A 22382-nucleotide genomic window follows, 5' to 3' on the forward strand; every position below is an offset into this window, starting at 1 on the left:
CTCCGGATATTGTCAGGATTCCGTCCGGAGGAGGCGGCGAAACATGAAGGGGGCCGCCTGATCCGGAGGGAGTTGCGTCCGCCATCAGAACCCTCCGTCAGCTGGACAATCGGCTGTCAACGCTGCACGGGCATGGACGGCCACTGCGGCAGAAGCCTCCCGGATCCGGTCCAGGGCCCGCCGTACTGCCACCGCCTGCAGGCTCACGGAATCGCGGTATGCCTGTCCGGCCGGCGACTGCCAGTCCTCCAGCTGGATCTGGTGAAATCCCGCCAGCACCTCTTCAGTCCGGTCCGATGACCGGGCCACCTTCCTGCCCACCTCCTGGACTGCGAGGCTGATGCCCGGCCCGCGACCCCATATCCCGTCCATCAAACCGTCCCCCCGTCCCAGCTTCCTGCCCGGCGCCCGTCCCGGCCTCCCCGGCCGGACAACCGCCCCAACCGTGCCGCTCCCAACGCTAGGCACGCGCCGCTGCCCACGTAAGCGCCGCCGTCGGCTATGTGGACAAGTAACGTGGACGATCCGCTTAAGGCGGTGCCGGACTTCATGAAAGAATCAGCACATGCCTGAAACTGCCGCCACAGCTGATACCCGTACGCCCTCAGGACGCCTGGCCCTCGCCGCGTCATCGGAAAAAATCGCTCTTGGACCCCTGGACGGCCGTTACCAGTCCGCCGTCGCGCCCCTCGTGGACTACCTGTCCGAGGCCGCCCTGAACCGGGACCGCGTGGCCGTGGAAGTTGAGTGGCTTATCCACCTGACCAGCAACAACGTCCTTCCCGGCGCCGGACCCCTGAGCGCCGAACAGCAGGACCGGCTCCGCGCCATCGTCACCGAATTCGATGCAGCGTCGGTGCAGGAGCTCGCCGACATCGAAGCCGTGACCGTGCACGACGTGAAGGCTGTGGAGTACTACATCGGCCGCCGCCTCCCCGCAATCCGCATTGAAAACCTGACCGCCATGGTCCACTTCGGCTGCACCTCCGAGGACATCAACAACCTCTCCTACGCTTTGGGCGTCAAGGGCGCTGTGGAGGACGTGTGGCTCCCGGCAGCCCGGGCCCTGGTGGCCCAGATCAGCAGGATGGCGGAGGACAACCGGGCGGTTCCCATGCTGTCCCGCACCCATGGCCAGCCGGCCACCCCCACCACGCTGGGCAAGGAACTGGCCGTCATCGCGCACCGCCTGACCCGTCAGCTGGACCGGATCGCGAAGACCGAATACCTGGGCAAGATCAACGGTGCCACCGGCACCTACGCCGCCCATGTGGCCTCCGTCCCGGGCGCCGACTGGCAGCAGGTCTCCAAGTCGTTCGTCGAAGGCCTGGGCCTCACCTGGAACCCGCTCACCACGCAGATCGAAAGCCACGACTGGCAGGCCGAGCTCTACGCCGACGTGGCCCGCTTCAACCGCATCCTGCACAACGTCTGCACCGACGTCTGGAGCTACATCTCCATTGGCTACTTCGCGCAGATCCCGGTGGCCGGGGCAACCGGCTCGTCCACCATGCCGCACAAGGTCAACCCCATCCGCTTCGAGAACGCCGAGGCCAACCTGGAGATCTCCAACGGCCTGCTGGACACCCTGGCCGCCACGTTGGTGACCTCGCGCTGGCAGCGCGACCTCACCGACTCCTCCAGCCAGCGCAACATTGGCGTCGCATTCGGGCACTCCCTCCTGGCCATCTCCAACGTGGCCAAGGGCCTGGAGCGCCTGGATGTTGCCGAGGACGTCCTGGCAGCGGACCTGGACACCAACTGGGAGGTCCTGGGCGAGGCAATCCAGATGGTGATGCGGGCCGAGGCAATCGCCGGCGTCGAAGGCATGGAAAACCCCTACGAGCGCCTCAAGGACCTCACCCGCGGCCAGCGCGTGGATGCCGCCCGCATGCAGGAATTCGTGCAGGGCCTGGGCCTTTCCCCGGAGGCCGAGGCACGCCTCCTGGCCCTCACCCCCGGCCGTTACACCGGCATCGCGGACCAGCTGGTGGACCACCTGAAGTAGGCACTGCGCCGGCAGGCCTGTTGGCAGGGCAGGAAGCACGACGGCGGCGCCGGGCTCACGTGGGCCCGGCGCCTTCGTTTTGGAGCGGCACCGTGACGGACAGTTCCGCTGTGCGCCCGCAACCAGCGAGGGGTGGGAAACTGGGAACATGAAGTTGCTCCTGATCCGCCACGGCGAAACCCCCGGCAACGTACTGGGCCAGTTGGACACCGACCATCCCGGCCCCGGGTTGACCGAACTTGGCGAACGGCAGGCAGAAGCCATGGCGCGGGCGCTTGCCAACGAACGCATCGAGGCGCTGTACGCGTCCACGTTGATCAGGACCCAGATAACGGCCGCACCGTTGGCACGGCTGCACACCCTTGACGTTGAGGTGCTCGAGGGGCTGCATGAAATCGAGGCCGGATCACTGGAGAAGCTCACAGACCACGAATCCCATAAGCGCTACATGGGCACCGTGATCTCCTGGGCTGCCGGCGACCTGGACCGGCGCATGCCCGCGGGGCCCGACGGCCACGCCTTCTTTGACAGGTTCGATGCTGCCATCGCACTGGTGGCCGGGCGGGCGGAACGGCAGCAGCACGGCACCGTTGCAGTGGTCAGCCACGGCGCCGCCATCCGTACTTGGGCGGGGCTGCGGGCCGAGGGTGCAGACCACGAGTTCGCTGCACGCCATGTCCTGGCCAACACCGGAATCGTGGCGCTCGAGGGCAGCTTGACGACCGGCTGGACCCTGATCCACTGGGACGGAAGCCCGGTGGGCGGCCTTGCCCTGGCAGACCCGACCGCGGAGGACCCGACAGGTCGGGACGTAGCCGCCCCCTAGGCCTGCTGCCGGTGGCGCCGGGAGGGAAGTGCCCGCTGCGCGGGACACGGACGGGCGACGATCCCGCCGGGCCTGCTCCCGCGGGCCCCTTGAAAGCCTTCACTGCGGGACGGTACCCCGGGTATCAGCCGCGCTGCCATCGCTGCGGCAGCTGCCGCCGTCGGCCGTTCCCGGGGATCCATGGCCGTAACGGACCGCAGCAGGGGAACCCAGGCGCCAAGGTGGCCGGGGATGTCCGGGGACCGCAGGGTGCGGGCCACGAGGGATTCGATGGCGGTGCCGGGAAACGCTTTGGTGCCCGTGAGGAGCTCCAGCAGGACCAGCCCCATGGCGTACACATCCCAGGACGGCGCCGCTGTCCCGCCGGATGCCTGCTCGGGGCTCATATAGTGCACTGTGCCGGACGAGATTCCTGGCTCGGGCGCCGAGCCGGTTGCGGTGGCAATCCCAAAATCGATGATCCGGACCGGACTTCTCCGCAGGCCGCTCAGCATCAGGTTTGCGGGCTTGATGTCACGGTGCACCAGCCCGTTGGAGTGAAGGTACGCGAGCGCACCGAACAGGCCGCGGGCCCAGAGGGCCACATCAGCGGGGGTGGGACTTTCCAGCCGTATGGTTTCGGCCAGGGTCGCCCCCAGGGCCAGCTCCTCCACAAGATAGGGCCGTCCCGCATGGCTCCCGCCGCCGCCCACCACGCCCTGGCCCAGCAGCTTCACGATGGATGGGTGGGTGAGGCCGGCAAGGACGGAAGCTTCGTTCCGGATCCGCTGGTGCTGCTTCCGGCCGCTGGCTGCCGCGATCTTCACGGCCACCTCCGGACCGCCCTCCAGGTCCACCGCCCGAAAGACTTCGGCAGCTGCTCCCCTGCCGAGGCGCTCCCTCAGCTGGTAGCGGCCTGCCAGCGGCGCAGCGGCATTCAGCGACGAATGCGTGGGCGCCGGCACTGCCGTCCCCGCGGCACTCATGCGGGAAAGGCTGCGGTATGGTGTGCGCCGCTGGAATCAGTCGTCCATGCATCGAGCTGGAACCCGCAGGCGCAACGCCACACAGGCGGAAGTTCGGTGCTTCCGGCATCGGTCGGGGCAAAGGTGTAGCTGGCGCGCTCCCACCCGAGCGCCGGCGTCACCAGCTGCATCGGTGAACCGCAATGGACAGCGGCCTTTCCCTGCGGCGCTGTGGTGCCGTCCAGGGTGGATCGCGTCAGGTCCAGGTGCCCATCCGGGATGGTCGCACCCATGCGGGGCTCACGCGGTGAAACTTCGGTGAAAGAAACCAACACACTCACGACTCCGTTGTGAAGCAACTTCAGGAACAATCGTAAGCTTACATATAACTAGCCGAACTAGCTAGTCAGGCTAGTGAACTTTTAATTCCGCGCCTTCGCCCGCCTGGAGCGATTCGGTCATGCGCTGGAGGAAGTCGACCACAGTCCGGGCCTCCTCTGCGGTCAGGCCTTCAGCAACCACCATCATCCGGCGATGCATGGCACCGAGGGTCTCCCGGACCTCCTTGTCCGACTCCCCGGTGGGGACCACCACCACGGAGCGGCGGTCGGAGGGGTGCGCCTCCCGGCGGACATGCCCGCTGGCTACGAGGCGGTCAATCAGCGAGGTGGTGGAAGCGCTAGTAATATTGAGGAACCGGCTGAGATCCTTGGGGACAACCTGCTTGCCAGACGCCTGGACCCTCAGCAGGTACCGCAGGGCAAGGATGTCCGTCTCGCCCATGCCCATGGAATCCCTGGTGCTGCGGCGGATTTCGGTCTCGGCCGCCCGGTAGTCCCGGAGCGCCTTCAGTACCGCCGCACTGTAGTCCAGTTGCCCGTCGGGTCCGTACCAGTAGCCGGATCCCTCGTTGCCCATAGAAGCCATGGCATCATTTTAGACCAACTGGTAACTAGACCGCCAAGTAACTTCCTTTCCCGGCCGCCGGAGGCGTTATCCCGGTGCTAACCGCCAGGAAACACCTGCGTAACTCCCCGCGCCTAGCCTTATCAGGCATACCCCTCCGGCGAATCGAGGAAGATATGCAGACCAACCCCAGGCTCAACATCCGGCAGGTCTCCTGGTCCAATCCCGTTGGCGCGGACCTTCGCCGCGCGCAGCAGGCCGAACTCGACGCCCGCTTTGGCCGGCCCGACCACGAGCCCGGGCCGCCGCCGTCGGGCGCAGACTGCGCTGTCTTCCTGGTGGCCTACGACAAAGGATCGGGGCAACCGGTGGGCTGCGGTGGGCTCCGGCTCCTGGATGGAACAACCGCCGAAATCAAGCGGCTCTACGTGCTGCCCTACACCCGGGGCTCCGGCGTCGCCAGCTCCATCCTCGCGGCACTGGAAGCCGAAGCGTTCAGCCAGGGCATCACCAGGATCAAGGCCGAAGCCGGATCGGCGCAGCCTGACGGCCGGAACTTCTACGAGAATTCCGGATTCGAATCCATCCCGAACTTCGGGCCCTACATCGGCGTGGAGCACTCGCACTGCTACGCCAAGCGCATCAACGCCCACAGCGCCGCCCAGACCGCCATGGCCTAGCACCAGCTCCGTCACACTCGGATCGCGGGCAGCAGCTTGGGTAACCTCGGCCTATGGAAACAGCAGACATCACCTTCCGGACCCGCAAATGGGTCCGGCCTGAGGACCTCAACGCCAACGGGACCCTCTTTGGCGGCAGCCTGCTGAAATGGATTGACGAAGAAGCCGCCATCTACGCCATCCTCCAGCTGGGAAACGGCCGCGCAGTCACCAAGTACATTTCGGAGATCAACTTCGTCAGCTCCGCGGTCCAGGGCGACCTGATCGAAATGGGACTGACAGCCACGCGGTTTGGCCGGACCTCGCTGACGATGCGTGCCGAGGTCCGCAACATGATCACCCGGCAAAGCATCCTCACCATCGAGGAGATCGTTTTCGTGAACCTGAACCAGGACGGGAAGCCCGAGCCGCACGGCTACACGGAAATCACCTACGACAGGGACAGGATCCCCACCCACCACCTCAGCGGGACCGCCGTCAAGGACTGACGCCGCCCACGACAAAGGTTTTCCCCGGGTTTACGCCGAGGGCCCCAGCCGTTTCACCAACTGGTCCAAAGTGAGCAGCCGGGCTGTTTATCGAATCGATAGCTATAACAGCCCGTTTTTCGTCATGCCCGGCTATAGGCTGTGCGGACATGCTCCGATTCCAGTCCAGAAATGAGTCCTGATCGTGCGTACATTGAAGACTTTGGTTGCCGCCGCCGTTGCCGCCACCCTGCTCGCCGGCTGCGGCGGGGCTTCCACCCCGCCGGCTTCGACCGGTGAGGCCTCCGGCGCTCCGGCAGGAGCCTCCGGGGACACCCTGGTGATCTACACCAACTCCAACGGCGAAGGCCGGGGCGACTGGTTGGCCGCCAAGGCGGCCGAGGCCGGATTCAAGATCGAAATCGTGGGGGCCGGGGGCGCCGATGCCACCAACAAGCTCATTGCGGAGAAGAACAACCCCATCGCCGACGTCGCCTTCGGCCTGAACAACATGTACTTCTCGCAGGTCAAGAACGAAGGCGCGCTGGAGGCCTACCAGCCCGCATGGGCCGGCGATGTGGACAAGGGCCTGGGCGACGGCGAGACCTACTGGCCCCTGGTGAAGCAGGCGATCCTCCTGGGCTACAACTCGGACAAGATCAGCAAGGACGCCGCACCAAAGGACTGGACGGACTTGTGGACCAAGGATGAGTTCAAGAGCCGCTACGAGCGGGTCACCGGCCTGGGCACGGCCACGGCGCAGCTGGTTTTCGCCGGCATCCTCTCCCGGTACCGGGACGACTCCGGGGATCTGGGGATCTCCGACGACGGATGGAAGCAGGTTGAGCAGTACTTCAAGAACGGCAGCCCCGCAGTGGCCAAAACCGACCTGTTTGCCCGCATCGCCTCCGGCGAAGTGGACATGGGCCAGATGCCGTCCTCGATCATTGCCGACCGCGAAAAGTCCTTCAAAGTGAACGTGGACACGGTCATCCCTTCTGTGGGGGTCCCCCTTGCCGTGGAGCAGATCGCCCTGGTGAAGGGAACCAAGAAGAAGGAGCAGGCGCAGAAGTTCATCGACTGGTTCGGCAGCGCAGACGTCCAGGGTGAATTCGCGCAGAAGTTCAACTCCATGCCGGTCAACAAGGCTGCCCAGGCAAAGGCCAATCCCGAGGTGGTGGACTTCTTTGCCGGCCTTAAGCAGCAGGACATCGACTGGGACTTCGTCCAGAAGAACATGGGCGCCTGGGTGGAGAAGATCGAACTCGAGTACATGACGTAACCCCGCACTGCCAGCCGCCGTTCCCGCGTTCCATTAGACAGGGTTGCCATGATCCGCTTGGAAGACATTGAAGTTACCTTTGGCGGTTTCACCGCCATCCCGCATCTGGACCTGCATGTCCAACCGGGCGAATTCTTCACCCTGCTGGGGCCCTCCGGCTGTGGAAAGACGACGGCGCTGCGCACCCTGGCCGGCTTCATCCAGCCGGCCAGGGGTACCGTCCGGGTGGACGGGAAGGACGTGACCCGCCTTCCAAGCGACAAGCGGCAGGTGGGCATGGTGTTCCAGAACTATGCGCTGTTCCCGAGCATGAGCGTATGGGAGAACATCGCCTTCGGGCTCCGGGTCCGGAAGGAAAAACCTGCCGACAGCGACCGCCTGGTGCGGGACATTGCACGGCGCGTGGAACTCAGCGACGAGCAGCTGGCGAAGAACGTGGCCGAGCTGTCCGGCGGCCAGCAGCAGCGCGTGGCTGTTGCCCGCGCCCTGGTGCTGCGGCCCAAGATCCTGCTGCTGGACGAGCCACTGTCCAACCTCGACGCCAAGCTCCGGCACCAGCTGCGCCAGCAGCTCAAGGACCTGCAGAGCGAATTCGGCATCACCACCGTGTACGTCACCCACGACCAGGACGAGGCCCTTGCCATGAGTGACCGGGTGGCGGTCTTCAACAAGGGGGTGGTGGAACAGGTTGGGACGCCCCAGGAAATCTACGACCATGCCGCTACGGAGTTCGTCTGCAACTTCATTGGTGACAGCTCAGCCCTGACGCCGGACTTCGTGGCGGAGGTCAACCGGCTCTCCGGTGCCGGCCTCAGCACGGATGCCAAGTCCTACCTGCGCGTGGAAAAGGCCTCCCTGGACCGGCCCGCGGACGGGGGCACCGCCGTCGGGCTTGCCGCCACCGTGGTCTCCCGGACCTACCACGGCCTGCACAGCCGGTATGTGGTCCGCAGCCATGGCGCGGACATCCGCCTCCTGGTCCGGGAAGACGGCGCCGCACACCCTGAGGCCGGCACGGCTACAACGGTCTACGTCCAGCCCGGGCACATCCTCCAGTACCATCCGGGAACAGGCGCCGCCCTTGCACAGGACCAGGCGGTCGCCCTGCCATGAGCAGCACCAACGCGGTGCGCAGCATGGCCCGCTCCCCTTTCGTCCTGGTGGTGGGGGTCATCCTCACCTGGTTCATAACCGCGTTCCTGGTGTGGCCCAACGTGAACATCCTGATGGCCACGTTCTTCCCCGACGGCAGCTTTTCGGGGCGCGCCGCGGAGAAGCTGTTCTCCTCCCAGCGGGCCATGAAGGCACTGGGCAACAGCTTCCTGCTGGCCGTGGCGCTGTCCGTCACCGTCAACCTGGTGGGCGTCTTCATCGTCCTGGTGACGCAATACTTCAGGATCCGCGGCTCGAGGATCCTGTTCCTGGGCTACGCCTCCACCTTCATTTACGGCGGCATCGTGCTGGCGGCGGGGTACAAATTCATCTACGGGGACAAAGGCATCGTCACGTCGCTGCTGGTCCGGGTTTTCCCCGGAATGGATCCCGGCTGGTTTTCCGGGTTCTTTGCCGTGCTGGCGGTCATGACCTTTGCCACCACCACCAACCACATGCTGTTCGTTGCCAATGCCCTCAAAGGCATCGACTACCAGACCATCGAGGCCGCGCGGAACCTTGGCGCCTCCACATGGACCATCCTGCGGCGCATCGTCCTGCCGATGCTCAAGCCCACGCTGTTCGCCGTCACCATCCTGTCCTTCCTCACCGGCCTGGGCGCCCTGAGCGCCCCGCAGGTGCTGGGCGGCCGTGATTTCCAGACCATCACACCGATGATCCTGACGTTCACCAACAGCCCCACCTCGCGTGACCTGGCGGCGCTGCTGGCCGTGATCCTTGGCCTGGCCACCATGGTGATGCTCGCCGTGATGTCCCGGCTGGAGAAGGGCGGCACCTACTTTTCGGTGTCAAAGGTGTCTTCCGAGCTGCAGAAGCAGGACATTGCCAACCCCGTGGCCAACGTGGCCGTGCACGCCGCGGCCTATCTCCTCTTTGCCGTCTACACGCTTCCCGTGGTGCTGATCGTGCTTTATTCGTTTGCCGACGGCGCGGCCATCCAGACCGGACAGCTCTCGTTTTCCAACCTGACGCTGGACAACTACGTCCGCGTCCTCACCCAACAGTCCGGGCTGCGGCCGTTCATCGTCAGTGTGGTGTACAGCGCACTGGCGGCGGTCATCGCCGTGGGCGGCCTGCTCTTCGTGGCGCGGCTGCTGCAGAAGTACAAAAACTGGGTGGCCTCAGCCTTCGAGTACCTGCTGCACATCCCGTGGATCCTGCCCTCCGCGCTGCTGGCACTGGGACTGATCGTCAGCTACGACCACCCCAATCCCCTGGTGGGCGGCGCCGTCCTCACCGGAACAACGGTGATCCTGCTCATCGCCTTCGTCACGGTAAAGATCCCGTTCACGCTCCGGATGCTCAAGGCGTCCTTTGCCGCCGTCAACTCTTCCCTGGAAGAGGCCGCCGCCATCATGGGCGCCAAGACGCTGTATGTCTTCCGGCGCATCCTCCTGCCGCTGGTACTCCCGGCGGCAGCAGCCATCACGGCCCTGAACTTCAACAGCCTGCTGGACGACTACGACACGGCGATCTTCCTGGCCCATCCGCTGGTGCAACCGCTGGGCCTGGTGATCAAAGCCAACACCGACGGGGCCGAAGGCACCGAGGGGATCGCGAACACCTTCGTCTACACGGTGCTCCTCATGGTCATCACCGGGGTGACGATGTATCTCGTGTACGGCAGGTCCGGGCGGCGGAAGAACAGGAAGCAACTGCCCGCAGCTCCGGCCGGCCCGCAGGTCTCCGGCGCCGGACTTCCCGGCGCCCAGGCGCCGGGTGAGGACGACGCCACGCGCCCGGCAGCTGCCGTCCGCTGACTATCTCTCCGAACCGCTCCCGACGGCGGTCCGTGCGTTCCGCCGTCGGGCCAGGTTGAGCATGCGGTCACGCAGCGGCTGGGCACGGTCTGCCAGGGCGACTCGTCCGAGTGCCGAGGAGGCCACGCTCACGGCGCGGGTGCGGAGCCTCCGCTGCCGGTTGTAGGCACTCAGCGCCTGGTCCTGGTCCTGGCCGTCAGGCGCGTTGTTGAGGAGGTCGGCCAGTGTCACGGCGTCCACCAGCGATTCGCAGGCGCCGCGGCCAAGGGTGGGCATCATGGCGTGCGCGGCATCGCCGATGAGCACCATCCGGCCGCTGACGTAGGAGCGCAGATGCGGCACTGTCCACAGGCGCTGGACGAGGCATTCCTCCGGCGTGGCTGTGGCGAGGGCGCGACGGATAGCAGGTGCGTGGTCCGCAAAGCGCTCCCGGGCCTGTTCCAGGGCTGACGGAACATCAATTCCGTAGGGGCCCAGTCCTGACCGGTAACTGGCGTACCAGAAGGACCCGCCCCGGGCGGCGGCCATGCCGAACAGGTCGCCGCGGCCCCAGTACTCGCCCACCTCGTCCGGAGCGACCGGCGTCGGGAGGGTTCCCCGGAGGGCAAGGTAAGGCGTCAGGCGGGCCTCGGTGGCGCTGCCCCATCCCGCACGGCGAACCATGCTGTGGACGCCGTCGGCGCCCACGACGAGGCTGCCGTCCGCGGGGACTGACTGCACGGTGTCGGTGATCCGGCGAACGGCGGCGGGCACGGCGCCATCCAACAGCCGGACCAGGTCGATCCGGGAAATGCCGAACATCTCCCCGGCATCGACGGTGATCCACGGTTCACCCTGGGCGTTCCGGACCGATCCGCTCCCCAGCACCGGGCTCACGGCCCGCGCCTGGTCCAGTATTCCCAGCCGGGCCAGGGCGCGTTGGGCGTTGGGCCACATGCCGAGGGCGTTGCCGACGGTGGGCAGTTCCGGCCGTTTCTCGTGCACCGTCACGCGGAAGCGATTGGGGTCCAACGCCGCAGCAAGGGCCAGCCCGGCAATGCCGCCGCCAACAATCGTGATCGTTTCCATGCGCCTCATTTTACTACTTTTGTAGTGAACCGGAAGGGGCCCGATTACACTGAACGCATGCCGGACCGACGTACCCAGTTGCTCGATGCCGCCTTGGCCGTGGTGGCGGACAAGGGCATGAAGGGGCTCACCCACCGGGCCGTGGACACCGCCGCAGGCCTCTCGGAAGGCACCACGTCCAACTACTACCGGAACCGCGCAGCCCTGGTTGACGCCGCCCTGGACCGGCTTCTGGAACTGGACGCCGCCCTCCTCCGGGAACGGGGGCCTGCCGGTCCGCCCAAGGACGTGGGTGAACTGGCAGGCCAGCTCGCCTCCATGGTGGTGATGCTTGCCGGCCGGCACGCCGGCCTGACCCGGGCCCGGCTGGCACTTTCCCTGGACAAGCCGGACTCCGTGACGGCCGGCCACTTCCAGCTGGTGGGAGGCCTGGAACAGGCCCTTGCCGGGCTGGGAGTGCCGGACGCGCGGGCGCGGGCACGGGATGTGGCGGACTACGGCGACGGGGTACTGCTGCACCTGCTCACCGTGCGCCGGGATGAAGACCCCGACCCCAAGGCCATCGCGGCGGCCGTCCGGCGGCTGGTGGGCAATTGAGCCTCACCCAGCCGGCCGGCGTCGTCCTTCTCCAAATGCCCTAGGAGGAGGCGGGCCAGCCCGTGTAGGCCTCAGCCAGGTAGGCCCTGCCATGGCGGGAGGAGACCACGGAGTTCAGTTCGCCGAGCTGGCGGGCGCGGGAGAAGTCGTCCGCGTCGGCCGGGGTGTGCAGCATGGTGGTCATCCAGTAGGAGAACTGCTGGGCCTTCCACACCCTGTCCAGGGCGCGGTCGCTGTACGTGTCCAGGAGCCGGTCCGAGCCGGAGTTGTAGTGGCTGTCCAGCCCCTCGAAGAGGAACTTGACGTCGTTGATGGCCAGGTTGAGGCCCTTGGCACCGGTGGGCGGCACGGTGTGGGCGGCGTCGCCGGCCAGGAACAGGTTGCCGTGGCGCATCGGGGTGTGCACGAAGCTGCGGAACGGCAGGACCATCTTTTCCAGGACCGGACCCTCTTTAAGCTCGAAGCCGTTGCCGTTGACGCGGCTGCGGAATTCGGCCCAGATCCGGTCGTCATCCCATTCCGCCACGTTCTCCTTGGGGTCGCACTGGAAGTACATCCGCTGCACGGTTTCCGTACGCTGGCTGATCAGGGCGAAGCCGTTGGCCGAGTTGGCGTAGATGAGTTCGTCGGAGCTGCGCGGTGCCTCGGCCAGGATGCCAAACCAGGCGAAGGGGTACTCATGGAAGTACCACTTGCGGTGGGCCTCGGGGATCTGGAACCGGCAGTGGCTGCGCGAGCCGTCGGCGCCGACCAGGAAGTCGGCCTGGATCTCGAACTCGACGCCGTCGGCATCGGTGAACCAAACCTTCGGCTTGCCCTCTAGGTCGTGGACGGTGGTGTCGGTGACGCTGTAGCGGACATCGCCGCCGTCGTCCTTCCTGCGCGCGGCGAGGTCCAGGAAGACGTCCGTTTGCGGGTACAGCCACACGGATTCGCCCACGAGGTCCTTGAAGTCGATGCGGTGGCTCTCGTTGTTGAAGCGCAGCTCGATGCCGTCATGCCGGTCGCCGTCGCGCAGCACCCGGTCCGAGACGCCGCTGTCCACCAGCAGGTTGACGGTTCCGTGCTCCAGGATGCCGGCGCGCACGGTGTGGGAGATTTCCTCGTGGCTGCGGATCTCGACCACCGTGGATTCGATGCCTGCCTTGGCCAGCAGATGGGAGAGCATCAGCCCTGCCGGACCGCCTCCCATGATGGCTACCTGGGTGGTGATGATTTTTCGTGCCATGGCTTTGTCTCGCTTCGTTGCGGGGGCCCGGGAAAGGGCCGGAATGGTTGCCTGGGTTCAGTGTGCGCCAGGACGGGTGACCGGCGTTACAGGCATTCCGTTGAACGGATCCGGGCAGGGGTTTGGAGGTGACCGGGTCAGGCTTCCGCCAGGCCCCGGGCAATGCCGCGGGCGGCTGTCTGCAGCGCCGGAACCAGCGCCTGCAGCCGCATTTCGCGCAGCGGAACCACGACGCCGATAGACGCCACCGCGCGCTGGCGGCGGGTAAGGACGGGCACGGCTATGCCCCAGGTGTCCGGATCCACCACGCCCTTCAGCTGCGCGAAGCCCTGGTGCGACGTATCAGCGAGCAGGGCGCGCACGTCATCGGCAGTCAGCTTTCCGTACGGGTCGTGGAACTGGCCGAGGTACTCATGCTGCAGGGCCTTGTCCTGGTGGGCCATGAGCGCCAGCCCGGCGGACGAGATATGGATGGGCATCCGGCCTGCCACCTGGGCGCGGTTGGCCACCGAGCCGCGCCGGGAGAGCCGCTCCACGAAGAGCGCCTCCCAGCCGTCCAGTACCGCCAGGTTCACATTTTGGTTCAGGACCTGCTGGATGTCCTCCATGAAGGGCATGGCCGCCTGGCGCAGCGCCAGCGCCGGGGCGGCACGGTTCACCAGCTCCCAGAGCCGGAGGCCGGGGCGGACCATGCCGCCGGGGGCAGTCTCCAGCAGGCCATGGCCGGCGAGCTGGCCCACCAGCCTGTGCGTGGTGGTCAGTGGAAGGCCTGCACGCTCGGCAAGCTCCGACAACCGGAGGTCCGTGACGTCCTGGGGGAAGGCGGAGATCAGCCGCACAATCCGGTCCACCACCGAATCGCCCGAGCTTGAGTTCGCCACGTCCGCACGCCCTTCCGTTGAATGGGAAGTCCAGCGTACCGCGCTGGGCGAACGAAAGGCGGGTCCAACGAAAGGCCGGGCGCTTTCCCGGACGGCGGTCAGGCCGCCGTCGGGCCGTGATCCAGCCTGCGCCGCAGGCGACGCCACGCGCCGGGGGCGAGCACGACGGCAATGCCGACGACGGCGCCAATGACGGTCTCGATGATGCGGTCCCGCAGCAGGATGGGTGCCGAGGCGGGAACCACCAGGAGCGTGGACACCAGCGCCAGGGGCGTCACGAACACCTGGGCCACAAGGTACTGGCGGATGATGAACATCTCCGCGCCGAACTGGCAGAGCGCCATCACCAGCACCGTCTGCCAGGGCTGCAGGCCCACCAGCAGGACGGCCGCCAGGACCAGCAGGCCCAGCACGGTGCCGATGATCCTTTGGATGCCGCGGCGCACCCGGTGCCTGGTGGTGTGCCCCACCAGCGGAACCACGGCGGCCACCATGGCCCAGTAGTTGTGGCCGAAGCCGAGGCGGCCGCCTGCCCACGTGGCCAACGAGCCGGCCAGGCCTGCCGCCACCAGGTAGCCGAAACCCTCAAGCCACGCCGTCCGCTTCTCTGCCGGGGTCCGCCGGATGCGGGGAGGCCTGGTCCAGGGGGTGCGGTGGCTGGGAAGAATCCGGGAGGAGAAGCCAATGAGCAGGGCGAACACCGTGGTGAGGACCGCGACCAGCATGCCCTGCCACAGCGGCGGCTGGTTGGGAATGGACGCGATGGCGGCAAAGGCGAAGATGTGGAAAAGCGATCCCGCCGGGCGCAGCCGCAGCCAGGAGATCGCCACCGAGCAGCCGCCGGCCACCAGGGTGGTGGCCAGGACCAGCAGCCAGGTGTGCGCGGCGGCATCCAGGCCCCAGGCAGGACCTATCCGGGCGGCGAGCGCGGCGAGGAGGATCACCAGCAGCATCAGCAGCCCGGCCCGCAGCTGCAGGACAAAACGGACGGCGTGCGGCTCCCCGCGGCCGTAGATTCCGGTGAAGGCACCGAACGACGCGAAGATTGCCAGGTCCAGCCGGCCCAGCAGCACCAGGGTGATCAGGGGTACGAAGACGCCGACGGCGCACCTCAGTGCCGGGTGGTGGTCCTTGTTGCCGGGGGCGATGCTGAACATCTCAGCAAGCATCTTCACGGGGGCAGCGCCTTCCTTGGGGGTGGATTCCGGGGTGGCGGCCGCGCTGACGTTCCTGGTAAATCCTACGGCCCGGACCCCCGGCACCGCCCGGTACGTTCCCATGAAGGGAATCGGGAGGCAATGCGGCGGAAACAACGCCCCGTGATGCTTGAGTCATGAAGCGCCCTCCGCACAACACACCTGCCGCTGACTTGAGCTGCGAAGTCTGCGGCCGGATGCCGGAACCGCCCAAGGCGCGGCTGACCCTGGCGAACGTGGCCGCGATGCTGCCCATCGAGCTCCTGGTCCATGCGCTGGTGGTGGAGACCCACCTCCCCTATGTGGCGAAGGTGCTGGTGCTGACCCTCACCGCCACGGTCCTGGTGATCTGGGTGGCTGAGCCGTCTGCGGCCCGGATCCTGCGCGGCTGGCTGCATGCCCCGGCGCTGCGGCACCGCAGCCGGCTGGCCGCGGCCCCGGCGCTGTGGCGGGCGCGGACGATGCTCCAGGACCAGCCCGGGTCGCTGCAGCGGGTGACGCGGGCGCTGTCCCGGCTGGATACGAACATCCTTGGCATCCACGTCCATCCGGTGCCGGGAGGGGTCCTGGACGAGTTCGTGCTCTCGGCTCCGGGCACCGTGGGCGAGCGGGAGTTGCTGGCAGCGCTTTCCGACGGCGGCGGGAGCCGTTCGCACGTTTGGCCCACCACCGCGCTTGCCATGGCCGACGGGCAGACCAGGGCCCTGAGCCTTGCCTCGAGGATCGCGGCTGCCCCGGAGGAACTGCCCCTGGCGGTGGCCGAGCTGCTGCACGCAACGATTGTGCCGCCGTCGGACGCCGGCACCAAAGCGGCCGACGACGGCACCCGGCTTAAGATCCCCACGGCATGGCATGGCCCCATCACCTTTTCCCGGCCGGGCGAGCCGTTCACTCCGGCCGAATCAGCCCGGGCGCACCGGTTGGCGGAGCTTGCCGAGATCCTGTCCCATCGGCGCGAGGACTCCCGCGCCTAGGTCCACGGGCAGTCACAATCCGTTTGCAGGCCATCCGGGCCCTTCGGACCACTAAAACCCTTGACAGTGGCGGGAGTCACTTCTACCTTTGATTTTGGGATCCCAAATTGGGATCCCAAAAAAGCTCCCGCTCCACGCTCCGGATCGTCCAGCGGCTGCTCCCTCCGCGGGCCGGCCCCCTCCTGCCCGCGACGCACCACGCATCTTTTCGAACCCTCCCCATCCGTAAACTTCCCCGTGAAGGAGAAGCTGTGTCCATCCCAAACACCGAAACAACGGCCACGTCCGACGAGGCCGCACCCCAAACCGCCGAACAATCCGGAAAGGGCGGAACGCAACGGCGCACCTCCGTCCGCTGGAAAATGTTCCTGCTCCTGCTCGTGCTGGTTTCCGTCAACTACATCGACCGCGGCTCCATTTCTGTCGCGCTGCCCATCATCCAAAAGGAATTCAACCTCGCTCCGGAGTTGGTGGGCCTGCTGTTGTCCGCTTTCTTCTGGACCTACGCCCTGATGCAGGTTCCCGTGGGCTGGCTGATCGACAAATTCGGTCCCCGCAAGGTCATGACCGCTTCCTGCATTGGCTGGGGTGCTGCGACAGCGGCGTCCGGCATGGCCGGCGGCTTCCTGAGCATGTTCATCGCCCGGCTTGGAATCGGCGTGACCGAAGCCGGCGTGATGCCTGCCGGCGGAAAGCTCAACGCAATCTGGATGCACAAGTCCGAACGAGGCCGCGGCGCGACCATCCTTGACGCCGGCGCACCCTTGGGAGCAGGGCTGGGCGGCATCATCATCGCCGGCCTCATCGCCTCCACCGGCAGCTGGCGCTGGTCCTTCGTCATCGCCGGCGCCGCCACCGTCCTCATGGGCCTGGCCGTCTGGTGGTACGTCCGGGACAACCCCCGCCAGCACCGCGGCGTCAATGATGCCGAGGCCTCCTACATCGAAGCCTCCCACGCTGCCGAGGACGCCGAAGCAGCCATGGACGGCAGCAAGGGCAAGCGAGGCCTGCTCCCCTACCTCAAGTTCCGCTCCTTCTGGGCCATGTGCCTGGGCTGGCTGGGATTCAACGGCGTGTTCTATGGCCTGCTGACCTGGGGCCCGCTGTACCTGGCGCAGGCCAAGGGCTTCGACCTGAAGACCATCGGCTGGTCCACCCTGGTGATCTTCGGCGCCGGGTTCGTCGGCGAGATCATCGGCGGCACCATCGCCGACAAGTGGCGCGCCTCGGGCGCCTCTGCAAACCTGGTGATGCGGACCCTCCTGGGCATTTCCAGCGCCATCGTCGTGGCGGGGCTAGTGGGCGTGACCGTTGTCCCGGACGCCACCACCGCCGTGGTCCTGCTCTCCGTGGTCCTGTTCTTCCTGCGCTGGGTGGGCCTGTTCTGGAGCATCCCCTCCATCCTGGGCGGCCGCACCAACGCCGGCGTCCTGGGCGGGGCCATGAACCTCAGCGGCAACATCTCCGGCTTTGTCACCCCCATCGTCGTCGGCCTGATCGTGGGCGCCACCGGCTCCTACACCTGGGCGCTGCTGTACTTCGTGGGTTCCGCCGTGATCATGGGCGCATCAGTGCTCACCCTGAACTACAACAAGCGGCTTCCTGTCTAAGCTGACCCTCGCAGGGAAACTTGCAACCGACGCCCCCGCAGCCGGGAGCCGTGCCGTACAAAATCCGAATGGAGCACCATGCTGACCGCAGAAGAGACCCAGGACAAGGACCGCCCCCTCCGCGAGACTGTCCGGGACACCCTCCGCACCCGGATTTTCGAAGGACACTACGCTCCCGGCACGCGGTTGGTGGAACGCGACCTGGCAGCCGAATTCTCCGTATCCCGGCTGCCGGTGCGCGAGGCACTGCGCATGCTGCGCCAGGAAGGCCTCATCAGCGACCGCGGCGCACGCGGGGCAGAAGTCAGCAGCCTTAGCCCCAAGGACGTGGAGGACCTGTTCGACGTCCGCCAGTCCCTGGAGGTGTTGGCCTGCAGGCTCGCCGCCAAGCGGGCCACCAGGGACGACCTCTCCTACCTCAAGCGGCTGCTGGACAACGCGGAGGCGTTCCTGGCCAAGGGGGCGGTGATGGAGGCACACCGCGCCAACAGCGAATTCCATGACGCCATCACCGCCATCGCCGACAACAACTTCCTCAAGTCCGCCCTGGAACCCCTTCAGGGCCGCATGCACTGGCTGTTCCGGCACGTCAGCGACCTGCCCGAGCTCATCCGCGAACACCGCGAACTCTACGCCGCCATCGCCAGCGGCGATCCGGACAAGGCAGCCGCCCAGTCCGCCTCCCACATTGGAAAGTACCGGGACCAGTTCCCTGAGGACTTCCAGAAGACCGAACCAGAATTCCACCGGAAGAGAAAATGAAACTCCTGGTCATCAACCCCAACATCAGTGCAGATGTCACGGCGCTGATCGAATCCGAGGCGCTCCGATCCGCCTCCCACGGCACTGAACTGCTGGTCCGGACGGCCGCCCACGGCGTCGAATACATCGAGACCCGCTTCGAATCCCTCATCGCCGCCGGAGCGGTGGCCGAAATCATCGCCGAACACACCCGCCCCGGAGCAGACCCGGTGGATGCGGTGGTGGTGGCAGCCTTCGGGGATCCGGGCATGCCTGCCCTCAAGGAACTCGCGGACGTCCCCGTCATCGGCATCACCGAGGCGGCCCTGTGCGCAGCCGCCCTGCAGGGCCACCGTTTTTCCATCATCGCCATCTCAGACCGGATCAGGCCCTGGTACCGCGAGTGCGTGGAGCGGTTCGGCCTCTCCGGCCGGCTGGCTTCCATCCGCTCCATCAACGACTCCCTGACCAGCATCGCTTCCGTCCAGCAGGACTTCAGGGAAACCCTGCTGGCACTGGGCCGGCAGGCCGTGGCCGAGGACGGTGCCGACGTCGTGATCCTCGCCGGCGCCCCGCTGGCCGGGCTTGCCCGGGAACTCAACGGACAGATTCCCGTCCCCGTGGTTGACGGCATTTCCGCCGGCATCCGCATGGCCGAAGCCGTAGCTGCACTGCAGTCCGGAACCCACCGCGCCGGCGCCTTCGCCCCGCCCCCGGCCAAGGACCGCAAAGGCCTCTCCGGCAACCTGGACGCGGCCCTCGCCGCCCGCCAGGAGCACGCCGGCACCCCGCAGCCCGCAGCCTAAACAAACTTCACCACTCCAAGGAGGACACCGATGTCCCACCAGCCAGACCTCGTCATAGCCAACGCCACCGTCGTCAACAGCACGGGCCGGCAGGAAGCCCACATTGTGGTGCACGAAGGAAAGATTGCCGCCCTCGTGGACGCCGCCCAACCCGCCCCGGCGGCCGGCCGCACCATCGACGCCACGGGCAAGCTCGTGATCCCCGGCGGCGTGGACGGACACTGCCACGTCGCGCAGGTGACCGGCCGCTTCCGCACCCTCGACGACTACCGCACCACCTCCACCGCAGCGCTGTGGGGCGGCACCACCACCATCATCGACTTCGGCATCCCCCGCGATGCCCAGGAAACCCCGCTCGCCGCCGTCCTGCACAAGAAGGAACTCGCCACCCAGTCACGCTGCGACGTGGCCCTGCACGGCGCCGTGGTCAGCTGGGACGAGACCGTGCCGTGGCAGCTGGAGCAGTTGGCCGCCGAGGGCGTGCGTTCGGTGAAGATGTACACCACCAACCGCGGCACCACCATGGCCGACGGCGACACCATCCTGAAGGTGATGCGCGAAATGGTGCGGCTGGACGGCCTGGCCTACATCCATGCCGAGCACGATCCCATCATCGCCGACTGCACCGAACAGCACGCCCAGGACGGCCGGATCGGCATCGAACACCTGCACCGGACCCGGCCCGAACTGGCCGAGGAGATCTCGGTCAAGGAAACCCTGGCGATGGCCGAATACACCGGCGCACCGGTCTATTTCGTCCACCAGTCCACGCCCGGCGCCGTCGACCTGGTATCGCAGGCACGGGAACGCGGGCTTGAGGCGTACTCCGAGACCTGCCCGCACTACGTCACACTGGACGACACTGTCTACGCCTCCACCTTCCCCGAGTGGTTCGCCTGCTGCCCGCCCATGCGCAGCGCGGAAACCGTGGCCGCCCTCAAGGAGCGGCTGGCGTCCGGCGCCATCCACACCATGTCCTCCGACCACTCCTGCTACGACCTGTCACAGAAGCGCGAGCGCACCGATGACGTGCGCGCCATGCCGCACGGACTGCCCGGCGTGGAAACCCGGATGCCCGTCACCTTCAGCGCGATGACCTCCGCAGGCGCCACCGTTGAGCAGTTCGTCAGCGCGTTCGCTGCGGAGCCCGCGCGGATCAACGCCGTCCCCGGCAAAGGCCGCATCGCCGAGGGGTTCGACGCCGACCTGGTGGTCTTCGATCCAGCCGAGGAACGCACGGTCAACGGCGCCGCCCTGCACATGGGAACCGACTTTTCACCCTTCGACGGGAAGGCACTCACGGGCTGGCCCGCCGTCGTGGTTTCCAACGGGCGCGTGGTCCTGGACGGCGGCGGCTTCCACGACCCGGGTGCGGTGGGCCGCTTCATCAACCGCAACGGCTTCCGGCAGCACCAGTCCCCTGCCGCCGAAGCCTCCCACCTGCCTGCCGCCGTCCTCTAGGAGCCCCCATGCCAGCAACCACACGCCCCCGCAGGATCGGCATGATCGTGCCGTCCTCCAACACCTGCCTGGAACCCCAGACCTACCGCATCCTGGGCAGCCGCACCGACGTCACGGTGCACTTCACCAGGATCCCGGTCACCCGCATCGCCCTGGACGATTCCTCCAACCGGCAGTTCGACCCCGCCGTCATGGAGGAGGCGGCCACGCTGCTGGCGACGGCGGATGTGGACGTGATCGCCTGGAACGGCACCTCGGGTTCCTGGCTGGGGTCAGCGCACGACCAGGAACTGGCCGGCGGGATCACGGCCGCCACCGGGATCCCGGCCACCACCTCAACGCTGGCCTACCTTGAGGCCTTCCGGGCCTTCGGCACCGGGCGGATCGGCCTCTTCACGCCCTATACCGAGGATGTGAACCACCAGGTCATCGCATCCTACGAGCGGGAGGGCATCAAGACCGTGGACCACCGGGCGCTGGGCCTGAGCGACAACGAGTCCTTTGCCCGGGTCACCGACGACGAGATGCGTCCCGGCTCCCTGGAACTCGCCGCCGCGGCTCCCGACGCGCTGGTGTACCTGTGCACCAACCTGTACGGGGCCAACATCACCGCGGAGATCGAGCACGCCACCGGGGTCCCGGTGCTGGATTCAGTGGCAGTGACGCTCTGGCACGCCCTGAAACTGGCAGGCGCGCCGCTGCTGGACGCGCGCTGGGGCAGGCTGCTGGTGTAGCGGACCTGCCCCGGAAAATCCCTGCACCCGCAGGCCGTTACATGCGCAGGGTGAGGGCGCCGGGCTCCATGGTCATGAGCACGTGCTTGCCCTCGCCCTCGTGGTCGCCGTCCAGCTGGTAGTCGTCCTTGTGCTCCAGCGTGATCTCAACGGTCTTGCCCTGGAAGTACTCCACTGCGGTGTCTTTGCCCCGGCCCTTGCCGATCATGCCGGCCACCACGGAGAGCCACCCCAGCTTTCCGTGGTGGGGGGCCAGGACGGCGATGTCCAGCAGGCCGTCGTCCATCTTGGCGTCAGGGAAGATTTCCAGGCCGCCCTGGACTTTGCCGCAGTTGCCCACCATCACGCTGCGGACACCGCGGTGGACCACTGATTTCCCGTCGATCACCACGGTGGCCTTGACGGGTTTGCCGGGCAGGTTCCTGATCCCGGCGTCCACGTAGGCCAGCCAGCCCACCTTGTCCTTCAGGTCCTCATTGGTGTCCGCCATGATGGTGGCGTCGTAGCCCATGCCGGCCATGACCAGGAACAGCTGTTCCTTGTCCGGGTCGCTGCGGCGGGCGCGGACCACGTCGATCTTCCGTTCGGTACCGATCAGGGCCCCGGCCATGGCGCCGTCGTAGTCGGTGACGTCCATGCCCAGGTTGCGGGCCAGCAGGTTGCCGGTTCCCAGGGGCAGCAGGCCCATGGGGGTGTCACCGCCTGCCAGGACCTCGGCGACGCAGCGGACAGTACCGTCGCCGCCGGCGGCGATGACGATGTCCGCGCCCTGCGCCAGAGCCTCCTTGGCCTGGCCCACCCCGGGGTCCTCCTTGGTGGTTTCCAGCCAGATGGCTTCGCCCCAGCCGTTTTCCACGCAGTGCTTGGCCACCAGGCCGCGCACGTCGATGTCCACCGGCTTGGCGGGATTGACGATGATGGCGGCACGTTTGGGCGAAGTGGAGCTGGTCTCAGTCATGGCGTCCTCTAATGGCGGATGGAAAGCAGGCTTCTGAAAGAAGGGTATCCCGCCGCGGGGGCGGTCCGGCGCAGCGCGGCGG

At 67.0% G+C, this 22382-nt stretch carries 23 protein-coding genes; 14 read left to right on the plus strand and 9 right to left on the minus strand.

Translation table 11 applies throughout. The annotated features are described in order from the left end of the window. Positions 1-84: 84 nt before the first annotated feature. Positions 85-372 (minus strand): hypothetical protein, encoded by a 288-nt coding sequence (locus VIK36_RS21005; RefSeq protein ID WP_324643521.1) that lies wholly within the window; start codon positions 370-372, stop codon positions 85-87. 193 nt (positions 373-565) lie between these two features. Here VIK36_RS21005 and purB point away from each other — a divergent pair, with 193 nt between their 5' ends. Both purB and VIK36_RS21015 read left to right on the plus strand, forming a co-directional pair. Beyond that, on the plus strand, positions 566-2008 hold the full coding sequence (purB, locus tag VIK36_RS21010) for an adenylosuccinate lyase (protein WP_324643522.1): 1443 nt from the start codon (positions 566-568) through the stop codon (positions 2006-2008). Between the two features lie 148 nt (positions 2009-2156). Then, on the plus strand, positions 2157-2834 hold the full coding sequence (locus VIK36_RS21015) for a histidine phosphatase family protein (protein ID WP_255173704.1): 678 nt from the start codon (positions 2157-2159) through the stop codon (positions 2832-2834). On the opposite strand, the gene VIK36_RS21020 is transcribed toward VIK36_RS21015, so the two are convergent. The 3 genes from VIK36_RS21020 to VIK36_RS21030 all read right to left on the minus strand — a co-directional run bounded on the left by VIK36_RS21020 (position 2831) and on the right by VIK36_RS21030 (position 4705). Continuing rightward, positions 2831-3799 carry a serine/threonine-protein kinase gene (locus tag VIK36_RS21020; protein ID WP_255173705.1) on the minus strand — a complete coding sequence of 323 codons (969 nt, stop codon included), beginning with the start codon at positions 3797-3799 and terminating at the stop codon, positions 2831-2833. The genes VIK36_RS21015 and VIK36_RS21020 overlap by 4 nt on opposite strands. Further along, positions 3796-4113: a hypothetical protein gene (locus VIK36_RS21025; protein ID WP_255173706.1), complete on the minus strand. Its 318-nt coding sequence runs from the start codon at positions 4111-4113 to the stop codon at positions 3796-3798. The genes VIK36_RS21020 and VIK36_RS21025 overlap by 4 nt, the downstream gene beginning before the upstream one ends. Positions 4114-4189: 76 nt before the next feature. Then, positions 4190-4705, minus strand: coding sequence for a MarR family winged helix-turn-helix transcriptional regulator (locus VIK36_RS21030; protein ID WP_255173707.1), 516 nt, complete (start codon positions 4703-4705; stop codon positions 4190-4192). A 155-nt stretch (positions 4706-4860) separates the two neighbouring features. Between VIK36_RS21030 and VIK36_RS21035 the strand changes: the two genes are divergently transcribed. From VIK36_RS21035 to VIK36_RS21055, 5 genes are all read left to right on the plus strand, one after another. After that, positions 4861-5364 carry a GNAT family N-acetyltransferase gene (locus tag VIK36_RS21035; RefSeq protein ID WP_255173708.1) on the plus strand — a complete coding sequence of 168 codons (504 nt, stop codon included), beginning with the start codon at positions 4861-4863 and terminating at the stop codon, positions 5362-5364. Between the two features lie 53 nt (positions 5365-5417). After that, on the plus strand, positions 5418-5852 hold the full coding sequence (locus VIK36_RS21040) for an acyl-CoA thioesterase (RefSeq protein ID WP_255173709.1): 435 nt from the start codon (positions 5418-5420) through the stop codon (positions 5850-5852). A gap of 184 nt (positions 5853-6036) precedes the next feature. After that, complete coding sequence (locus VIK36_RS21045) at positions 6037-7113, plus strand: extracellular solute-binding protein (RefSeq protein ID WP_324643524.1); 1077 nt, start codon at positions 6037-6039, stop codon at positions 7111-7113. 48 nt (positions 7114-7161) lie between these two features. Further along, entirely contained in the window at positions 7162-8226 is a 1065-nt protein-coding gene (locus VIK36_RS21050; RefSeq protein WP_324643525.1) for an ABC transporter ATP-binding protein, read from the plus strand. Then, positions 8223-10046, plus strand: a complete 1824-nt coding sequence (locus VIK36_RS21055; RefSeq protein ID WP_324643526.1) for an iron ABC transporter permease — start codon at positions 8223-8225, stop codon at positions 10044-10046. Before VIK36_RS21050 ends, VIK36_RS21055 begins: the two co-directional genes overlap by 4 nt. Here the strand turns inward: VIK36_RS21055 and VIK36_RS21060 are convergent, their stop codons facing one another. After that, positions 10047-11114, minus strand: coding sequence for an FAD-dependent monooxygenase (locus tag VIK36_RS21060; protein WP_255173713.1), 1068 nt, complete (start codon positions 11112-11114; stop codon positions 10047-10049). 57 nt (positions 11115-11171) lie between these two features. On the opposite strand from VIK36_RS21060, the gene VIK36_RS21065 reads away from it, so the two are divergent. Continuing rightward, positions 11172-11711, plus strand: a complete 540-nt coding sequence (locus VIK36_RS21065; protein WP_255173714.1) for a TetR/AcrR family transcriptional regulator — start codon at positions 11172-11174, stop codon at positions 11709-11711. A 40-nt stretch (positions 11712-11751) separates the two neighbouring features. On the opposite strand, the gene VIK36_RS21070 is transcribed toward VIK36_RS21065, so the two are convergent. The 3 genes from VIK36_RS21070 to VIK36_RS21080 form a co-directional block, all read right to left on the minus strand. Next, entirely contained in the window at positions 11752-12939 is a 1188-nt protein-coding gene (locus VIK36_RS21070; protein ID WP_324643527.1) for a 4-hydroxybenzoate 3-monooxygenase, read from the minus strand. 137 nt (positions 12940-13076) lie between these two features. Further along, on the minus strand, positions 13077-13820 hold the full coding sequence (locus VIK36_RS21075; protein ID WP_255173716.1) for an IclR family transcriptional regulator: 744 nt from the start codon (positions 13818-13820) through the stop codon (positions 13077-13079). 98 nt (positions 13821-13918) lie between these two features. Continuing rightward, positions 13919-14995, minus strand: a complete 1077-nt coding sequence (locus VIK36_RS21080; protein WP_324645330.1) for an FUSC family protein — start codon at positions 14993-14995, stop codon at positions 13919-13921. Positions 14996-15153: 158 nt separating this feature from the next. On the opposite strand from VIK36_RS21080, the gene VIK36_RS21085 reads away from it, so the two are divergent. The 6 genes from VIK36_RS21085 (at position 15154) to VIK36_RS21110 (ending at position 21342) form a co-directional block, all read left to right on the plus strand. Continuing rightward, positions 15154-15990 (plus strand): amino acid-binding protein, encoded by an 837-nt coding sequence (locus VIK36_RS21085; protein ID WP_324643528.1) that lies wholly within the window; start codon positions 15154-15156, stop codon positions 15988-15990. A gap of 251 nt (positions 15991-16241) precedes the next feature. Beyond that, positions 16242-17600, plus strand: a complete 1359-nt coding sequence (locus tag VIK36_RS21090; RefSeq protein WP_324643529.1) for an MFS transporter — start codon at positions 16242-16244, stop codon at positions 17598-17600. 78 nt (positions 17601-17678) lie between these two features. After that, positions 17679-18362: a GntR family transcriptional regulator gene (locus VIK36_RS21095; protein WP_224023781.1), complete on the plus strand. Its 684-nt coding sequence runs from the start codon at positions 17679-17681 to the stop codon at positions 18360-18362. Then, positions 18359-19147 (plus strand): aspartate/glutamate racemase family protein, encoded by a 789-nt coding sequence (locus VIK36_RS21100; RefSeq protein WP_324643530.1) that lies wholly within the window; start codon positions 18359-18361, stop codon positions 19145-19147. The genes VIK36_RS21095 and VIK36_RS21100 overlap by 4 nt, the downstream gene beginning before the upstream one ends. 30 nt (positions 19148-19177) lie before the next feature. Continuing rightward, on the plus strand, positions 19178-20608 hold the full coding sequence (locus VIK36_RS21105) for an amidohydrolase family protein (protein WP_324643532.1): 1431 nt from the start codon (positions 19178-19180) through the stop codon (positions 20606-20608). Positions 20609-20616: 8 nt separating this feature from the next. Next, positions 20617-21342: an Asp/Glu racemase gene (locus tag VIK36_RS21110; RefSeq protein ID WP_324643533.1), complete on the plus strand. Its 726-nt coding sequence runs from the start codon at positions 20617-20619 to the stop codon at positions 21340-21342. 37 nt (positions 21343-21379) lie between these two features. Here the strand turns inward: VIK36_RS21110 and VIK36_RS21115 are convergent, their stop codons facing one another. Beyond that, a complete protein-coding gene (locus tag VIK36_RS21115) occupies positions 21380-22300 on the minus strand; it encodes a diacylglycerol/lipid kinase family protein (protein ID WP_255173723.1) in 921 nt (306 codons plus the stop codon). Between the last annotated feature and the right edge of the window lie 82 nt (positions 22301-22382).

The sequence above is a fragment of the Pseudarthrobacter sp. LT1 genome, from assembly GCF_035621795.1.
GTDB lineage: Bacteria > Actinomycetota > Actinomycetes > Actinomycetales > Micrococcaceae > Arthrobacter.

Excerpts from the sequence above, each read along its gene's own strand:
- VIK36_RS21100 (WP_324643530.1), top strand. The coding sequence starts at position 18,359 with ATGAAACTCCTGGTCATCAACCCCAACATCAGTGCAGATGTCACGGCG.
- VIK36_RS21035 (WP_255173708.1), top strand. The coding sequence starts at position 4,861 with ATGCAGACCAACCCCAGGCTCAACATCCGGCAGGTCTCCTGGTCCAAT.
- VIK36_RS21070 (WP_324643527.1), bottom strand. The coding sequence starts at position 12,939 with ATGGCACGAAAAATCATCACCACCCAGGTAGCCATCATGGGAGGCGGT.
- VIK36_RS21005 (WP_324643521.1), bottom strand. The coding sequence starts at position 372 with ATGGACGGGATATGGGGTCGCGGGCCGGGCATCAGCCTCGCAGTCCAG.
- VIK36_RS21060 (WP_255173713.1), bottom strand. The coding sequence starts at position 11,114 with ATGGAAACGATCACGATTGTTGGCGGCGGCATTGCCGGGCTGGCCCTT.
- VIK36_RS21065 (WP_255173714.1), top strand. The coding sequence starts at position 11,172 with ATGCCGGACCGACGTACCCAGTTGCTCGATGCCGCCTTGGCCGTGGTG.
- VIK36_RS21040 (WP_255173709.1), top strand. The coding sequence starts at position 5,418 with ATGGAAACAGCAGACATCACCTTCCGGACCCGCAAATGGGTCCGGCCT.
- VIK36_RS21015 (WP_255173704.1), top strand. The coding sequence starts at position 2,157 with ATGAAGTTGCTCCTGATCCGCCACGGCGAAACCCCCGGCAACGTACTG.
- purB (WP_324643522.1), top strand. The coding sequence starts at position 566 with ATGCCTGAAACTGCCGCCACAGCTGATACCCGTACGCCCTCAGGACGC.
- VIK36_RS21115 (WP_255173723.1), bottom strand. The coding sequence starts at position 22,300 with ATGACTGAGACCAGCTCCACTTCGCCCAAACGTGCCGCCATCATCGTC.
- VIK36_RS21030 (WP_255173707.1), bottom strand. The coding sequence starts at position 4,705 with ATGGCTTCTATGGGCAACGAGGGATCCGGCTACTGGTACGGACCCGAC.
- VIK36_RS21055 (WP_324643526.1), top strand. The coding sequence starts at position 8,223 with ATGAGCAGCACCAACGCGGTGCGCAGCATGGCCCGCTCCCCTTTCGTC.
- VIK36_RS21085 (WP_324643528.1), top strand. The coding sequence starts at position 15,154 with ATGAAGCGCCCTCCGCACAACACACCTGCCGCTGACTTGAGCTGCGAA.
- VIK36_RS21050 (WP_324643525.1), top strand. The coding sequence starts at position 7,162 with ATGATCCGCTTGGAAGACATTGAAGTTACCTTTGGCGGTTTCACCGCC.
- VIK36_RS21105 (WP_324643532.1), top strand. The coding sequence starts at position 19,178 with ATGTCCCACCAGCCAGACCTCGTCATAGCCAACGCCACCGTCGTCAAC.
- VIK36_RS21095 (WP_224023781.1), top strand. The coding sequence starts at position 17,679 with ATGCTGACCGCAGAAGAGACCCAGGACAAGGACCGCCCCCTCCGCGAG.
- VIK36_RS21110 (WP_324643533.1), top strand. The coding sequence starts at position 20,617 with ATGCCAGCAACCACACGCCCCCGCAGGATCGGCATGATCGTGCCGTCC.
- VIK36_RS21020 (WP_255173705.1), bottom strand. The coding sequence starts at position 3,799 with ATGAGTGCCGCGGGGACGGCAGTGCCGGCGCCCACGCATTCGTCGCTG.